A 15428-nucleotide genomic window follows, 5' to 3' on the forward strand; every position below is an offset into this window, starting at 1 on the left:
GTCAGATGTCGAGAGCCAGGATGTCGAACGCTTGGCTGGCCAGCTTCAACCTGACGGCCTCGCGCATGGCTTCGAAGTGGCGAACACTGAACGAGCCTTGTTGCGAGGCGCGGTACACACGAGTGTTCGACTTGTCGATGATGCGGCCAGCGGAACCTGCCGCCTTTTCGGCCTTGTCGTAGCTCAGCTGAACGCTGGTCATGTGCATGATCGGCAGCCCTTGCGGCGACATTTCGCAGGCGGAAATCTGGATAGTGCTGGATTTGCCCGACACGCTCACGCTGCTTTCTTCAAGCAGTTGCTGCGCCTTTGGCGTTTTCACGATCACTTCGAAAGAGCGTTTCACACAGCGGCTCAAGCGATGGCTGCGGCCGATCTGGACAGTAACAATCTCCGGCGCCAGGGTTGCCAGCGTGTGGGTGTCTTTGTCGAGGGCTTCCTCAACATGGGCGGCGCCGGTCAGTGTCCAGCCGAACTTGCCCAGGCCGTCGTTGTAGTAGTTGTACCACTCGCGCTGCTGGGTTTCCTTGTCGAACTTCTTGTTGGCCGACAGGTTCATCAGGCGCATGCCATCCAGCACGTCTTCCGCAACGCTTGCCGGTACATCCGGAGCAAAGATGCAGACGGTGTTGGCGACCATGACTGCGCGCTCTTCGCCTTCTTTCTTCAGGGCAGCGATGGCGCCGTCCATGTCGGTTTTGCTGAGGTTGGAGGTCATATCTTGGATTCCGATCAAGTACATTCCAGCGCCTCGGGTGAGGCGCCTGGGATGCACTGTGGTTCGGATCACCCACGCAGATAAGCTGAAAGCCTTTCCCGCTCAGCGGACATTTCTACTGCTGGCCAATGGACTGCAAATATTCCGAGCGGTCATCGCTGCGCTGTGCCACGCAGGTATCCCAGGCTGCCTGGAATGCCTTGCTGCCAGGCTTCTCGGCATAGGTCTCGACCTTGCAATCGGCATCGCGCAGCTGCGTCCACAATTTCTCGGCGGCCTCCATGCGCCCGACCAGCGCCGTTGCCTTGTCGCCTTCATCGGCATACTGGTCGCGAATGCGCTGGATCAGGTCGTCATACGCCGATTTCAGCTCGCGCTCGGCGGTCTGCTTGTTGAATGCCGCACAAGCGAAGGTCTGCTGGTCGCTCTCGACGTTGTCGCACGGGGTGCTTTCTTCCTCGCTGGCGTGGGCGCCCGAGACGACCGCCAGCAGTACCAGCCATGCCATTGATTTCATCCGTTTTCTCCTTAACAAGGCTGACGAATCGGCTGGATTCTCGCTCAGCCGCAGAGAAGACGATAGCTCCCAGACGAAATGTTCATGAAACGGCGTGGGATGTCGTTATCGAGACTGTCTCTCATCCCCAGGCGGCGTGCCAGAGGCCGCGATGTCGCGCATTGACGCTTTCGGCAAACCCCCTGTCGTTTTTGCATCGGGGCGCCTTTGGGCACAGGCATATGCTGGCCCCAAAGCGCCGGCAGAAGATTCGGCGCGGCCCAAATCAACAAAGGGGACAGCCTGATGAGCCCAGCCGAACTTCACGCCGACAGCATCGTCATCGACGGCCTGATCATTGCCAAATGGAACCGCGAGCTGTTCGAGGACATGCGCAAGGGCGGGCTGACTGCGGCCAACTGCACGGTGTCGGTCTGGGAAGGCTTCAAGGCGACCGTTGACCAGATCGCCGCCAGCCAGAAGCTCATCCGCGACAATAGCGACCTGGTGATGCCGGTACGTACCACCGCCGACATCCGCAAGGCCAAGGAACTGGGCAAGACCGGTATCCTCTTCGGCTTCCAGAACGCCCATGCGTTCGAAGACCAGATCGCCTACGTCGATGTGTTCAAGCAGCTGGGCGTGGGCATCGTGCAGATGTGCTACAACACCCAGAACCTGGTCGGCACCGGTTGCTACGAGCGTGACGGCGGCCTGTCGGGCTTCGGCCGCGAGATCGTTGCCGAGATGAACCGCGTCGGCATCATGTGCGACCTGTCCCACGTCGGCTCCAAGACCTCCGAGGAAGTCATCCTCGAATCGAAGAAGCCGGTCTGCTACTCCCACTGTCTGCCTTCGGGCCTGAAGGAACACCCGCGCAACAAGTCGGACGCGGAGCTCAAGTTCATCGCCGACCACGGCGGCTTCGTCGGCGTGACCATGTTCGCGCCGTTCCTGGCCAAGGGCATCGATTCGACCATCGACGACTACGCCGAGGCCATCGAGTACACCATGAACATCGTCGGTGAAGACGCCATCGGTATCGGTACCGACTTCACCCAGGGTCACGGCCAGGACTTCTTCGAGTACCTGACCCACGACAAGGGCTACGCCCGTCGCCTGACCAACTTCGGCAAGATCATCAACCCGCTGGGCATTCGCACTGTCGGCGAGTTCCCCAACCTAACCGAGACCCTGCTCAAGCGCGGCCATTCCGAGCGCGTGGTGCGCAAGATCATGGGCGAGAACTGGGTCAACGTCCTCAAGGACGTCTGGGGCGAGTAAGCCGCTCTCCAAGCCTGATAGCCCCTGCCAGCAACGCCGGGGCACCCACATAAAAATTTTATGGAGTTGAGTTTCCATGGCCAAGATCGCCCCGCAATTGCCAATCGAAGTCGACAGCGAGACCGGTGTCTGGACCAGCGACGCCCTGCCGATGCTGTATGTGCCACGCCATTTCTTCGTCAACAACCACATCGGCATCGAGGAAGTGCTGGGCGCCGACGCCTACGCCGAGATCCTCTACAAGGCCGGCTACAAGTCCGCCTGGCACTGGTGCGAAAAGGAAGCCGAATGCCATGGCCTGGAAGGCGTAGCGGTGTTCGAGCACTACATGAAGCGGCTGAGCCAGCGTGGTTGGGGCCTGTTCGAGATCCAGGACATCGACCTGGATAAAGGCACCTGCAGCGTCAAGCTCAAGCACTCCGCCTTCGTGTACGTCTATGGCAAGTGCGGCCGCAAAGTCGACTACATGTTCACCGGCTGGTTCGCCGGCGCCATGGACCAGATTCTCGCTGCCCGCGGCAGCAAGATCCGCACCGTGGCCGAACAGGTCTACGGCGGTTCGGAAGAAGGCCACGAAGATGGCCTGTTCGTTACAAAGCCGTTGTAAGCCGGAGATAGCGTCATGGCATTCGAAGCAATGTTCCAGCCGATTCAGATCGGCAAACTGACCATCCGCAACCGTGTACTCAGCACTGCGCACGCCGAGGTCTACGCCACTGACGGCGGCATGACCACCGACCGCTACGTGAAGTACTACGAAGAGAAGGCCAAGGGTGGTATCGGCCTGGCGATCTGCGGCGGCTCGTCTGTTGTTGCCATCGACAGCCCGCAGGAATGGTGGGCCTCGGTCAACCTGTCGACTGACCGCATCATCCCGCACTTCCAGAACCTTGCTGACGCCATGCACAAGCACGGCGCCAAGATCATGATCCAGATTACCCACATGGGCCGCCGCTCGCGTTGGGACGGCTTCAACTGGCCGACCCTGATGTCGCCGTCGGGTATCCGTGAACCTGTGCACCGCGCCACCTGCAAGACCATCGAGGTGGAAGAGATCTGGCGCGTGATCGGCAACTACGCGCAGGCTGCGCGGCGTGCCAAGGAGGGCGGCCTGGACGGCGTGGAACTGTCGGCCGTGCACCAGCACATGATCGACCAGTTCTGGAGCCCACGGGTCAACAAACGTACCGACGAGTGGGGCGGCACCTTTGAAGGCCGCATGAAGTTCGGCATGGAAGTGCTCAAGGCCGTGCGTGCCGAAGTCGGTGACGACTTCTGCGTCGGCATGCGTATCTGCGGTGACGAGTTCCACCCCGATGGCCTCAGCCACGAGGACATGAAGCAGATCGCCGCGTACTACGACGCCACCGGCATGCTCGACTTCATCGGTGTGGTCGGCTCGGGCTGTGACACTCACAACACCCTGGCCAACGTCATCCCCAACATGAGCTACCCGCCGGAGCCGTTCCTGCACCTGGCGGCCGGCATCAAGGAAGTGGTCAAAGTTCCGGTGCTGCACGCGCAGAACATCAAGGACCCGAACCAGGCCACGCGCATTCTGGAAGGCGGCTACGTGGACATGGTCGGCATGACCCGTGCGCACATGGCCGACCCGCACCTGATCGCCAAGATCAAGATGGGCCAGATCGACCAGATCAAGCAGTGCGTCGGTGCCAACTACTGCATCGACCGCCAGTACCAGGGCCTGGATGTGCTGTGCATCCAGAACGCCGCGACCTCCCGTGAATACATGGGCGTGCCGCACATCATCGAGAAGACCACCGGCGTCAAGCGCAAGGTGGTAGTGGTTGGCGCAGGCCCCGCCGGCATGGAAGCAGCCCGCGTGGCTGCCGAACGCGGCCACGACGTGACCCTGTTCGAGAAGAAGGACCAGATCGGCGGGCAGATCACCATCGCCGCCAAGGCGCCGCAGCGTGACCAGATTGCCGGTATCACCCGTTGGTACCAGCTGGAGCTGGCGCGCCTGAAGGTCGACCTGCGCCTGGGCACCGCCGCTGACGTGGCGACCATCCAGGATCTGCGCCCGGACGTTATCGTGCTGGCGGTGGGTGGCCATTCGTTCCTTGAGCAGAACGAGCACTGGGGCGCCGCCGAAGGGCTGGTGGTCAGCAGCTGGGACGTGCTCGACGGCAAGGTCGCACCGGGCAAGAACGTGCTGGTGTACGACACCATCTGCGAATTCACCGGCATGTCGGTGGCCGACTTCATCGCCGACAAGGGCAGCCAGGTCGAGATCGTCACCGACGACATCAAGCCGGGCGTGGCCATGGGCGGTACCACCTTCCCGACCTACTACCGCAGCATGTACCCCAAAGAAGTGATCATGACCGGCGACATGATGCTGGAAAAGGTCTACCGCGAAGGCGACAAACTGGTGGCGGTCCTGGAGAACGAATACACCGGCGCCAAGGAAGAACGCGTGGTTGACCAGGTTGTGGTGGAAAACGGCGTGCGTCCGGACGAGCAGCTGTACTACGCGCTGAAGGACGGTTCGCGCAACAAGGGCCAGATCGACGTGGAGGCGCTGTTCGCCATCAAGCCACAGCCGATCCTCAGCCAGCCGGGCGAGGGCTACCTGCTGTACCGCATCGGCGACTGCGTGGCCCAGCGCAACGTGCATGCGGCGATCTACGACGCCTTGCGCCTGTGCAAGGACTTCTGATCGCACCGCCTCTGTAGAGGCGGGACTGGCCCCCCTGTAGGAGCGAGCAGAGCTCGCGATGGCGTCAGCCTTGGCAACCGGGTTGTCTGATCGGGCGCTATCGCGAGCGATGCTCGCTCCTACAGGGGTCCGCGCCGCCCTTGAGGCGGCGCAAGAATCCAGCTGTTGTGGGAGCCTCCCATGTTGAACACCCTTCTACCCATCCTGCTGTTCGCTGCCCTTGGCCTGGCAGTGCTCGGCGCCCTGCGCCGGGTGCGCATGTGGCGGCGTGGCCGGCCGTCCAAGGTTGACCTGATCGGCGGCCTGCTGGCCATGCCGCGGCGCTACCTGGTCGATCTGCACCACGTGGTCGAGCGCGACAAGTACATGTCCAAGACCCACGTGGCCACTGCCGGCGGCTTCGTGCTGTCGGCGGCGCTGGCGATCCTGGTGCACGGCTTCGGCCTGCAGAGCAAGATCCTCGGCTACGCGCTGCTGGTGGCCACGGTGATCATGTTCAGCGGCGCCATCTTCGTCTTCAAACGCCGCCTGAACCCGCCTTCGCGCCTGTCCAAGGGCCCGTGGATGCGCCTGCCGAAAAGCCTGCTGGTGTTCGCTGCCAGCTTCTTCATCGCCACCTTGCCGGTCGCTGGCATCCTGCCGGCCAACACCGGTGGCTGGGTGATGGTCGGCATTCTCGGCCTGGGCGTGCTGTGGGGCGTGTCGGAGCTGTTCTTCGGCATGACCTGGGGCGGCCCGATGAAGCACGCCTTCGCCGGTGCCCTGCACCTGGCCTGGCACCGCCGCGCCGAACGTTTCGGCGGTGGCCGCTCCACCGGCCTCAAGCCGCTGGACCTGGAAGACCCGAACGCACCACTGGGCGTGGAAAAGCCAGTGGACTTCACCTGGAACCAACTGCTCGGCTTCGATGCCTGCGTGCAGTGCGGCAAATGTGAAGCCATGTGCCCGGCGTTCGCCGCCGGCCAGCCACTGAACCCGAAAAAACTTATCCAGGACATGGTCATCGGCCTGGCCGGTGGCAGTGACGCCAACTTCGCCGGTAGCCCCTACCCAGGCAAGCCGATTGGCGAACACAGCGGCAACCCGCACCAGCCGATCGTCAACGGCCTGGTCGACGCCGAGACGCTATGGTCGTGCACCACTTGCCGCGCTTGCGTCGAGGAATGCCCGATGATGATCGAGCACGTCGACGCCATCGTCGACATGCGTCGCCACCTCACCCTGGAAAAGGGCGCGACCCCGAACAAGGGCGCCGAGGTGCTGGACAACCTGATCGCCACCGACAACCCTGGCGGCTTTGCGCCTGGCGGGCGGATGAACTGGGCGGCCGACCTCAACCTGCAACTGATGTCGGAGGTGAAGTCCACCGAGGTGCTGTTTTGGGTCGGTGACGGTGCCTTCGACATGCGCAACCAGCGCACCCTGCGTTCGTTCGTCAAAGTACTCAAGGCGTCCGGCGTGGACTTCGCCGTGCTCGGCCTGGAAGAGCGCGACAGCGGTGATGTGGCGCGCCGCCTGGGCGATGAAGCGACCTTCCAGCAACTGGCCAAACGCAACATCCAGACCTTGGCCAAGTACAAGTTCCAGCGCATCGTCACCTGCGATCCGCACAGCTTCCATGTGCTGAAAAATGAATATGGTGCCCTCGGTGGCGAGTACCAGGTGCAGCACCACAGCACGTATATCGCCGAACTGATTGCGGCCAGAAAGTTGAACCTCGGCCAGCACAAGGGCGGCAGCGTCACCTACCACGACCCGTGCTACCTGGGCCGTTACAACGGTGAGTACGAAGCCCCGCGTGAAGTGCTCAAGGCGCTGGGGATCGAAGTGCGCGAAATGGAGCGCTCGGGCTTCCGTTCCCGTTGCTGCGGCGGTGGCGGCGGTGCGCCGATCACCGACATCCCTGGCAAGCAGCGGATCCCGGATATGCGCATGGACGACATCCGCGAGACCCAGGCCGAACTGGTCGCCGTGGGTTGCCCGCAGTGCACCGCGATGCTCGAAGGTGTGGTCGAACCGCGGCCACAGATCAAGGACCTCGCCGAGCTGGTGGCTGATGTGCTGATCGAAGAGGAAACTCCCGCGGCCCCAAAGTCGCCAACGGTTAAACGCGAACCTGCGGAGGTGCATTGATGAGCGAAATCATCCGCCGCGACCCACGCGCCGAGTGGATCGCCCGTAACCGTCTGCATCCGCTGCATGCGGCGATGCAGACGCAACAGACCCGCTGGATGGGGCCAAACGGCCTGATTCGCAAGAACCCCCATGCGATTGCCGCAGGTTTCATCGGCCCTGCCGGCCTCAAGCGCATCGACCGCAGCGGTGCCCAGCAGGGCACCGGTGTCGGTGGGCGGCGTACGGCGGCAGCCGAAGTGCAGCTGCCGCTGCATCAGGTGCCGGCGCCGGCGTTCTATATCGCCGTGGTGCCGGACATGGTGGGCGGCCGCCTGAGCAGCCACGACCGCGACCTGCTGGGCCTGGCCCATGGCCTGGCTGGCAGCGACGGCGCAGTGCTGGCAGTGGTGTTCGGCGAACACAAGGAAAGAAACTTTTCCACAGCCGGTGTCGATCGCCTGCTGGTACTCGAAGGCGAGGAATTTGAAGGTTATGCACCGGAGCAACTGGTGCAGGGCCTGCGCGCTGTGGATAACCAGTTCGCACCGCGCCACTGGTTGCTGCCCGACAGCCGCAGCGGTGGCGGCGAGCTGGGGCGGCGCCTCGGTGCGTCCCTCGGCGAGCGCCCGGCAACGCGGGTCTGGCAGGTCAAGGACGGCCAGTGCATCGGCCGTGCCGGTGCCGGCCAGCAAGACCTGCACCGCGCCGTGCCACGCCTGATCCTGGGCGCGGCGGAGTGTGCCGAGCCGGTCAGCGAAACCCGCCACGAAGCGTTGCCGGTGGAGTTGTCCACAAGCGTGGTGCGCAGCCTGTCGCGCATCGAGGACCTGGGTTCGGTGGCCGTCGACCCGGCGACCATCGCCATGGCCGAAGCCGAGTTCATCGTCTCGGGCGGCAACGGTGTCAAGGATTGGGACCTGTACCACAAGGCCACGGCGGCCCTCGGCGCCACCGAAGGCGCCTCGCGGGTGGCGGTGGACGACGGCTTCATGCCGCGCAACCGCCAGGTCGGTGCCACCGGCACCTGGGTGACTGCACGCGTATACGTGGCTGTGGGTATCTCGGGCGCGATCCAGCACCTGCAGGGCATCGGCGCTTGCGACAAGGTGGTGGCGATCAACATGGACCCAGGCTGCGACATGATCAAACGGGCTGACCTGTCGGTGATTGGCGACAGTTCGGCGATTCTCAAGGCATTGATCGAGGCTGTGGACAACTTCCGCAGCGGCGCTCAACGCGACGCGGCATAAGGGCACGAGCATGAGTACGAAAGTGATCAGCCTGGTTTCCATCGGTGCCCACCCCAGCTCTGGTCGCGCCCGTCGCGCCGAGCAGGATGCCCGCGCCGTGGAGCTGGGCCTGCAGCTGGCTGGGGATAACTTGCAGGTGGTGCATGCCGGCGACCCGCGGGAGGAAGCACTGCGCGCCTACCTGGGCATGGGCCTGGACCATCTGGACGTGCTGGAACAGCCGGCTGGCGCCGATGTGCTGGGCGTGCTGGGTGATTACCTGCGCGATGCTGGCGCCCAACTGGTACTGACCGGAAGCCAGGCCGAGACCGGTGAAGGGTCGGGCATGCTGCCGTTCCTTCTGGCCGAGAAGCTCGGCTGGCCGCTGGTGGTGGGGCTGGCCGAAGTGGAGTCGATCGAAAATGGTACTGCCCAGGTGCTGCAAGCGCTGCCACGCGGTCAGCGGCGTCGGCTCAAGGTGCGGCTGCCGTTATTGGCCACTGTGGATAACGCTGCGCCGAAGCCGCGCCAGAGTGCATTCGGCCCGGCACGGCGGGGTTTGCTGGCAGCGCGCAATGTGGCGATCGTTGAAGATGAACTTCTGGCCGAAGCCGAATTGCAGCCAGCGCGGCCACGACCTAAGCGCCTCAAGGTGATCAAGGCCAAGAGCGGTGCGGACCGGATGAAGGCGGCCACCGCCAAGGCCAGTGGTGGCGGCGGCAAGGTGCTGAAGGATGTTTCTCCACAGGACGGCGCCGAGGCCATCCTCAAGCTGCTGGTAGAGGAGGGCGTGCTGCGCTGAGCCTGCCTGCGCTTTTTGCAGGAGCGCCCCGGCAAGGCCGCTCCTGCAAAAAGCGGTTACTGCCGGACCACGTTGAACGCCCAGCTCGCCAGCGCTGCGGTCACCGGCATGAACGACACCCGTTCCCCCGCCGACAATCCTCCATTCTCTATCGCACAGCGCAACACCAGGTAATCCCAACTTTGCCCATCAGCGCTGATTACCCCCATCCCATGGCCCTCATCGAACCATTTCACAGTTCCAGCCAGACGCCTGTGCATAAGTTGCTCCTCAGTAATATCAAAGTAGTGGCCAATACTGAAGTACAGGGGCAATTGGGCGAAACTGACAAAAATGTCAGTTGCTTCGCAGTTTTGCCCACGGAATCTGTTCGCCACTATGTGGATAAAGTGTTTGCGCTTCGCTGGGGCCCTTGCCTGGCGCTGGCTAAGCGGGAGTGGTCAAAATATGATCAGCGGCACGGATAATGAAAACAGGCAGCTGCAGAACAGGCAAGCCAAGTTTCCCACAATCACTGTTGGTGGGCTTGTGGATAATCTGTTTGGTAACAGCTGAAGGCCGCGAATTATGGGTGCTCTAGCGTGTTGTTCAATAAATGATCAAAAGGCTGCAGTTTCGCGCAGAGTCAGCATTTTCAGTCAGTTGTGCTGCTTACCCACAGAGTTTCACAGATCAAAATGCAACTGCGCACAAAAACTGTTGGCGCTTCTGTGGACAAGATGTTCGATATAGGCTGTAAGCCTTTAAATCAGAGGGTTACAGTGTTTTGATCAAATAATGATCGATTGTTGTTTGGGGGTATTGCTGAAGTGATTGCATTGCTGTCCACAAGGGCTGTAGCTAAAGCTGTGGATAACGTGTGAAGAAGCCCTGGATTGTCATGTAAAACGCCACGGCGGTTAACCCGGCCGTGGCGTTTTCAGTACAGTTGAACCATTACTGCGCTTGCACTTCCTTCAGGTAGGGCGCTGGCTCCGCACCCAGGTTGTTCAGCACCCGCTGGCTGTACCAGTCGATGAAGTTGACCACGCCGAACTCGTAGGTCTTCGAGTACGGCCCAGGCTGGTAAGCCGTGGAGTTGATCCCGCGCTGGTTCTCTTCGGCCAGTCGGCGGTCCTGGTCGTTGGTGGCATCCCACACCTTGCGCATGCGCTCCGGGTCGTAGTCCACGCCTTCGACGGCATCCTTGTGCACCAGCCACTTGGTGGTGACCATAGTCTCCTGGGCGCTGATCGGCCACACGGTGAAGACGATCATGTGGTCGCCCATGCAGTGGTTCCACGAGTGCGGCAGGTGCAGGATGCGCATCGAGCCCAGGTCCGGGTTCTTGATGCGGCCCATCAGCTTCTGGCAGGCCTGTTTGCCGTCCATGGTCATCGACACGGTGCCCTTGAGCAGCGGCATGCGCACGATGCGGTTACGCAGGCCATGGCTCTTGTGCAGGTACGGGATCTTTTCGGCTTCCCAGGCGGCGGCGGAGCTGGCCACGTGGTCCTTGAATTCCTGGCTGGCGCGCGGGTCGTTGGTGTCGTCCCATTCCAGCAGGGTTTGCAGCAGTTCCGGGTGCGAACCGGAGCAGTGGTAGCACTCGCGGTTGTTTTCCAGCACCAGCTTCCAGTTGGCCTTTTCCATCAAGGTGGTCTGCACCGCCACCTTGGTGTTTTCCATGTCGTACGGTTCCATGTAGTGGTCCAGGGTGGCCAGGAACTCGTCGATGGCAGGCGGGTTTTCCGCCAGGCTGATGAAGATGTAGCCGCCTGCGACCTTAACGTGCACAGGCTTGAGGCCGTACTCCTTCATGTCGAAGTCGGCGCCCATTTCGGTGCCGGCAAACAGTAGGCGGCCGTCCAGCTCGTAGGTCCACTGATGGTAGTGGCAGACCAGCTTGGCCACCTTGCCTTTGTCGCTCACGCACAGGCGCGAGCCGCGGTGGCGGCAGACGTTATGGAAGGCGTGCACCTTACCTTCAGCACCACGCACCACCAGGATCGGGTTCTTGCCGATCTGCAGGGTGATGTAGTTGCCCTTGGCCGGGATCTCGCAGGTCATGCCGGCGATCAGCCATTCCTTCTGGAAGATCTCCTGCATGTCGATCTGGAACAGACGCTCGTCGGTGTAGAAAGGCTGGGGCAGCGAGTAGGTGCGCTCGCGGGTCTGCAGCATCTCGGCGGTGGCCTTGCGTGCAGGTTCCAGTGGATCGCCCAGGCTCAGGGTTGCGGTGACGTCCATCGTGTATTCCTCGGGGCCGCGTGCGGCCGGCAAAAGGTGGCTAATCGTTGTTGTGGTGCCGCAAGGCTGCTTTTCAAAAACAGCAGTTCGTTTTGCCGTGGAGTGTGCGTCCGAAGACGCCATGAACCGTATCCATGGGCGACATGGCCGATTTGAATTACGACGCGCCAGCCCTTGTAGCGCGGGGCTGGTCGCGATAAGCACGCCGATGTCGCTGGCAGGAATGTACGCAGCCTTCAGCTTGCGCATTATCCAAGCCATAAAAAGGGCCATAGTCGGCCGCTGGAGATGAACATGTCCGATACCTTCCTCAATCCGGTCACCACCCAGACCTGGGCCAACGGCCGCCACATCGTGCGCTGCGTCAAGGTCATCCAGGAGACCTGGGACGTGCGCACCTTCTGCTTCATGGCCGACCAGCCGATCATGTTCTTCTTCAAGCCCGGGCAGTTCGTCACCCTGGAGCTGGAGATCGAAGGCAAGCCGGTGATGCGCTCGTACACCATCTCCAGTTCGCCGTCGGTGCCCTACAGCTTCTCGATCACGGTCAAGCGCGTGCCGGGTGGGCTGGTGTCCAACTTCCTCCACGACACCATGCACGAAGGCGCCGAGCTGCCGGTACACGGCCCGGTGGGGCTGTTCAACGCCATCGACTTCCCGGCGGGCAAGGTGCTGTACCTCTCCGGTGGCGTGGGCATTACCCCGGTGATGTCGATGGCGCGCTGGTTCTACGACACCAACGCCAACGTCGACATGGTGTTCGTGCACAGTGCCCGTTCACCGAAAGACATCATCTATCACCGTGAGCTGGAACAGATGGCTTCGCGCATCCCCAACTTCAGCCTGCACATCATCTGCGAGAAGCACGGGCTGGGTGAGCCATGGGCAGGTTATCGCGGCTACCTGAACCAGCGCCTGATGGAACTGATTGCGCCAGACTACATGGAGCGCACGGTGTTCTGCTGCGGCCCGACGCCGTACATGAGTGCGGTCAAGCGCATGCTTGAAGCGGTCGGCTTCGACATGAAGAACTACCACGAGGAATCGTTCGGCGCGACGCCACCGGAAGCCAAGGCCGATGCGGTGGAGCATGCCGAGCAGGCAGCCGATGCGCCGGAAGTGGCGGCTTCGGACCTCAATCTGGTGGAGTTCATCGGCAGCGAGAAGAGCATCCGCGTCGCCCCGGGCGAGACCGTGCATGCGGCGGCGGCGAAGGTCGGGCTGATGATTCCGAAGGCCTGCGGCATGGGCATCTGCGGGACTTGCAAGGTGCTCAAGCTGGGCGGCGAAGTGGAGATGGAGCACAACGGCGGGATTACCGAGGAAGACGAAGCCGAGGGCTACATCCTGTCGTGCTGCAGTGTGCCGAAAGGGGATGTGCGGATCGATTACTGATCCGAAATTGCCGGGGCCGCAAGGCGGCCCCAGTTACTTCAAGTACGGAACCGGGCTACCAGGCCATTGAGGTCCACTGCCAGGCGCGATAGCTCGGCACTTGCCGCACTGGTCTGATGCGCCCCGGTAGCACTCTGCACCGACAGGTCGTTGATGTTCACCAGGTTGCGGTCCACTTCCCGCGCCACCTGGGCCTGCTCTTCCGCCGCACTGGCGATCACCAGGTTACGCTCGTTGATCTGCGCCACAGCCCCGGCAATGGTATCCAGCGCCATACCCGCACCCTTGGCGATGTTCAACGTCGACTCGGCGCGTTCGGTGCTGGTGCGCATCGACTCCACCGCCTGTTCGGTACCGCCCTGGATGCTGCCGATCATGCGCTCGATCTCACTGGTCGACTGCTGGGTGCGGTGGGCCAGCGCCCGCACTTCGTCCGCCACCACGGCAAAGCCACGACCAGCCTCACCAGCACGTGCCGCTTCGATCGCCGCGTTCAGCGCCAGCAGGTTGGTCTGGTCGGCCAGGCCACGGATCACGTCGAGCACCTTGCCGATGTCGCGCGATTGTTCGGCCAGGTGAGTGATCAGCTGGGCGGTGGCCTGCACGTCACCGCTCATGCGCTCGATGGCACCCACGGTTTCCATGACCAGGTCACGACCGTCGCCGGCCGAGCGGCTGGCTTCGCTTGACGCCTCCGAGGTGCTGACCGCATTGCGCGCGACTTCTTCCACGGCGCTGGTCATCTCGGTGACGGCGGTGGCGGCCTGTTCGATTTCGTTGTTCTGCTGCTGCAGGCCGCGGGCGCTTTCGTCGGTGACGCAGTTCAGCTCCTCGGCTGCCGAGGCCAGCTGGGTGGCGGAACCGGCGATCAATTGCAGGGTGTCGCGCAGTTTGTCCTGCATACGGGCCATGGCGCGCTGCAGGCGAGCTGCTTCGTCGGTACCTTCGGCGCGGATGACCTTGGTCAGGTCGCCGTCGGCCACTTGCTCGGCCGCCTGCAGCGCTTCTTCGATCGGCTTGACGATGCTGCGGGTCAGCAGGAAGGCACAGAGGAAGGTCAGCACAGTGGCGGCGATCAACAGGCCGATCACCAGGGCGAAGGCGGCGGCGTACTGGTTGGCGGCGGTTTCATTGGTGGCGCGGGTCTGGTCGGTGTTGATCTGCACCAGGGTGTCCATGACCTTGTTGATCTGTTCGGAGTTGGCCAGCAGGTCGCGATTGAGCAGGTCGCGCAGTTCGTCCAGGCGGTCGGCCTGGCTCAGGCTGCGCATGCGCGACTCGAGCTGGCGGTACTGGTTGAGCAGTTGGGTGTACTGGTCGAAGGCGGCCTGCTCGTCGGCGGCACCGATCATCGGCAGGTAGGCCTGACGGGCACGGTCGATCTGGGCGTTGCGCTGGTCCAGCAGGTTGAGGGTATCGCGCTGGGTATCCGGGGCGCGATTGAGCAGCAGGCGATAGGACAGGGTGCGCATGCGCAGGTTGAGCGCGGTCAGCTCGTCCAGGGTCTTGATACTGGGCACGCTGATATTCTCGATGTCCACGCCGGCCTGGCGGATGTTGCCCATTTGCATGAGCGAGAAGATACCAAGGCCGAGCATGAGTACGCCGATCAGGGCGAACCCGAGCAACGCGCGCGGGGCGATGTTCATGTTGCGTAGAGACATGGGGAATAGTCCAGGCAAGGAATATGGAGGCGCGGTCCGTGCGACGAAATACGACCTACCTGTGTATCGGTCGTGACTGACCAGTCTTGAGGCTGACCGAGAAAAATGTGAGCCAGCTAACTATTTACCTGACCGGCGGTTGACCCAAGTCGGAACAAGGGGGCCGATACCCTGTCAATCTGCGGGGTAGAAACCTTAAGAATCCGATATTTAATGGCGGGGGCTCACGCTTTTCTTTATCGTGTGCGCCCTTTGCAACAACCCGAGATAGACCCATGCTGGAAGCCTCCCTGAATCAACTCGAGCAACTGGTCAGTGACCTGATGCAGAAAAACGCTCAACTCACCGAGCAGAACACCACCCTCGGCCAGGCACTGGCCCAGGCCAAGGAAGAAAACGAAACCCTGCAGCTGTCGCTGATGGAGCAGGAAGAGAAGCACGGCGCCACCGCTGCGCGTATCCAGGCGCTGGTTGACCGCGCCAGTGCAGGCGTCGTCGGCGCATGAGACTGCAAGCGCAGCCGATCAATGTCGTGTCGATCCTCGGCAGCGACTATTCGATCAAGGCGCCCGAAGGCCAGGAAGAGACCTTGGCCCAGGCAGTGCGGATGCTCAACACCGCGCTGAATGAAACCAAGCGCCAGTACCCGACCCTGATCGGCGACAAGTTGCTGGTGCTGGCCGCGCTGAACCTGTGTTCCAAACAGGTTGAACTGCAAAAGGAACACCAGCAGACCCTCGAGCGTACCCAGGCGCAGATCGACGCCACGGTGGACGCCATCGTCAAGACTATTGCTGAGTCCTGACACCTCTT

Annotated in this window: 14 protein-coding genes and 1 pseudogene; 9 read left to right on the plus strand and 6 right to left on the minus strand. The window is 62.3% G+C overall.

Annotation, left to right across the window (positions count from 1 at the left end):
- Nucleotide 1: 1 nt before the first annotated feature.
- Together BGP85_RS14965 and BGP85_RS14970 are read right to left on the minus strand one after the other, a co-directional pair.
- Nucleotides 2–718 (minus strand): hypothetical protein, encoded by a 717-nt coding sequence (locus tag BGP85_RS14965; RefSeq protein ID WP_258035894.1) that lies wholly within the window; start codon nt 716–718, stop codon nt 2–4.
- A gap of 115 nt (nt 719–833) precedes the next feature.
- Entirely contained in the window at nt 834–1235 is a 402-nt protein-coding gene (locus BGP85_RS14970) for a lysozyme inhibitor LprI family protein (protein WP_103448642.1), read from the minus strand.
- A 285-nt stretch (nt 1236–1520) separates the two neighbouring features.
- Between BGP85_RS14970 and BGP85_RS14975 the strand changes: the two genes are divergently transcribed.
- The 6 genes from BGP85_RS14975 to etfB all read left to right on the plus strand — a co-directional run bounded on the left by BGP85_RS14975 (nt 1521) and on the right by etfB (nt 9327).
- Complete coding sequence (locus tag BGP85_RS14975; RefSeq protein ID WP_009682902.1) at nt 1521–2498, plus strand: dipeptidase; 978 nt, start codon at nt 1521–1523, stop codon at nt 2496–2498.
- Between the two features lie 76 nt (nt 2499–2574).
- The gene (locus tag BGP85_RS14980) at nt 2575–3105 is read left to right on the plus strand and encodes a DUF5943 domain-containing protein (RefSeq protein WP_008091518.1); all 531 of its coding nucleotides are present in this window, start codon (nt 2575–2577) and stop codon (nt 3103–3105) included.
- Between the two features lie 15 nt (nt 3106–3120).
- A complete protein-coding gene (gene dgcA, locus BGP85_RS14985; RefSeq protein ID WP_103448643.1) occupies nt 3121–5181 on the plus strand; it encodes a dimethylglycine demethylation protein DgcA in 2061 nt (686 codons plus the stop codon).
- 180 nt (nt 5182–5361) lie between these two features.
- Nucleotides 5362–7314, plus strand: a complete 1953-nt coding sequence (gene dgcB, locus BGP85_RS14990; RefSeq protein WP_103448644.1) for a dimethylglycine demethylation protein DgcB — start codon at nt 5362–5364, stop codon at nt 7312–7314.
- Nucleotides 7314–8546 carry an electron transfer flavoprotein subunit alpha gene (gene etfA / locus BGP85_RS14995; RefSeq protein ID WP_103448645.1) on the plus strand — a complete coding sequence of 411 codons (1233 nt, stop codon included), beginning with the start codon at nt 7314–7316 and terminating at the stop codon, nt 8544–8546. The genes dgcB and etfA overlap by 1 nt, the downstream gene beginning before the upstream one ends.
- Nucleotides 8547–8556: 10 nt before the next feature.
- Nucleotides 8557–9327, plus strand: a complete 771-nt coding sequence (gene etfB, locus BGP85_RS15000; protein WP_103448646.1) for an electron transfer flavoprotein subunit beta — start codon at nt 8557–8559, stop codon at nt 9325–9327.
- Between the two features lie 56 nt (nt 9328–9383).
- Here etfB and BGP85_RS15005 read toward each other — a convergent pair whose 3' ends face one another.
- Both BGP85_RS15005 and gbcA read right to left on the minus strand, forming a co-directional pair.
- Entirely contained in the window at nt 9384–9587 is a 204-nt protein-coding gene (locus BGP85_RS15005) for a cold shock domain-containing protein (RefSeq protein ID WP_103448647.1), read from the minus strand.
- Between the two features lie 676 nt (nt 9588–10263).
- Complete coding sequence (gene gbcA, locus BGP85_RS15010) at nt 10264–11556, minus strand: glycine-betaine demethylase subunit GbcA (RefSeq protein ID WP_103448648.1); 1293 nt, start codon at nt 11554–11556, stop codon at nt 10264–10266.
- A 294-nt stretch (nt 11557–11850) separates the two neighbouring features.
- Between gbcA and gbcB the strand changes: the two genes are divergently transcribed.
- Complete coding sequence (gbcB, locus tag BGP85_RS15015; RefSeq protein ID WP_103448649.1) at nt 11851–12951, plus strand: glycine-betaine demethylase subunit GbcB; 1101 nt, start codon at nt 11851–11853, stop codon at nt 12949–12951.
- Between the two features lie 38 nt (nt 12952–12989).
- Here the strand turns inward: gbcB and BGP85_RS29600 are convergent, their stop codons facing one another.
- Entirely contained in the window at nt 12990–13862 is an 873-nt protein-coding gene (locus tag BGP85_RS29600) for a methyl-accepting chemotaxis protein (RefSeq protein ID WP_374755329.1), read from the minus strand.
- A pseudogene (locus BGP85_RS29605) lies at nt 13845–14615 on the minus strand (MCP four helix bundle domain-containing protein); the annotation flags it as partial. The pseudogene BGP85_RS29605 and the gene BGP85_RS29600, both read right to left, overlap by 18 nt.
- A 275-nt stretch (nt 14616–14890) precedes the next feature.
- Between BGP85_RS29605 and BGP85_RS15025 the strand changes: the two are divergent.
- Nucleotides 14891–15121 (plus strand): hypothetical protein, encoded by a 231-nt coding sequence (locus tag BGP85_RS15025; protein ID WP_103448651.1) that lies wholly within the window; start codon nt 14891–14893, stop codon nt 15119–15121.
- Nucleotides 15118–15420 carry a cell division protein ZapA gene (locus tag BGP85_RS15030; protein WP_027917545.1) on the plus strand — a complete coding sequence of 101 codons (303 nt, stop codon included), beginning with the start codon at nt 15118–15120 and terminating at the stop codon, nt 15418–15420. The genes BGP85_RS15025 and BGP85_RS15030 overlap by 4 nt, the downstream gene beginning before the upstream one ends.
- Nucleotides 15421–15428: the final 8 nt, after the last annotated feature.

The organism is Pseudomonas putida (assembly GCF_002906855.1).
Classification (GTDB): Bacteria; Pseudomonadota; Gammaproteobacteria; order Pseudomonadales; family Pseudomonadaceae; genus Aquipseudomonas; species Aquipseudomonas putida_N.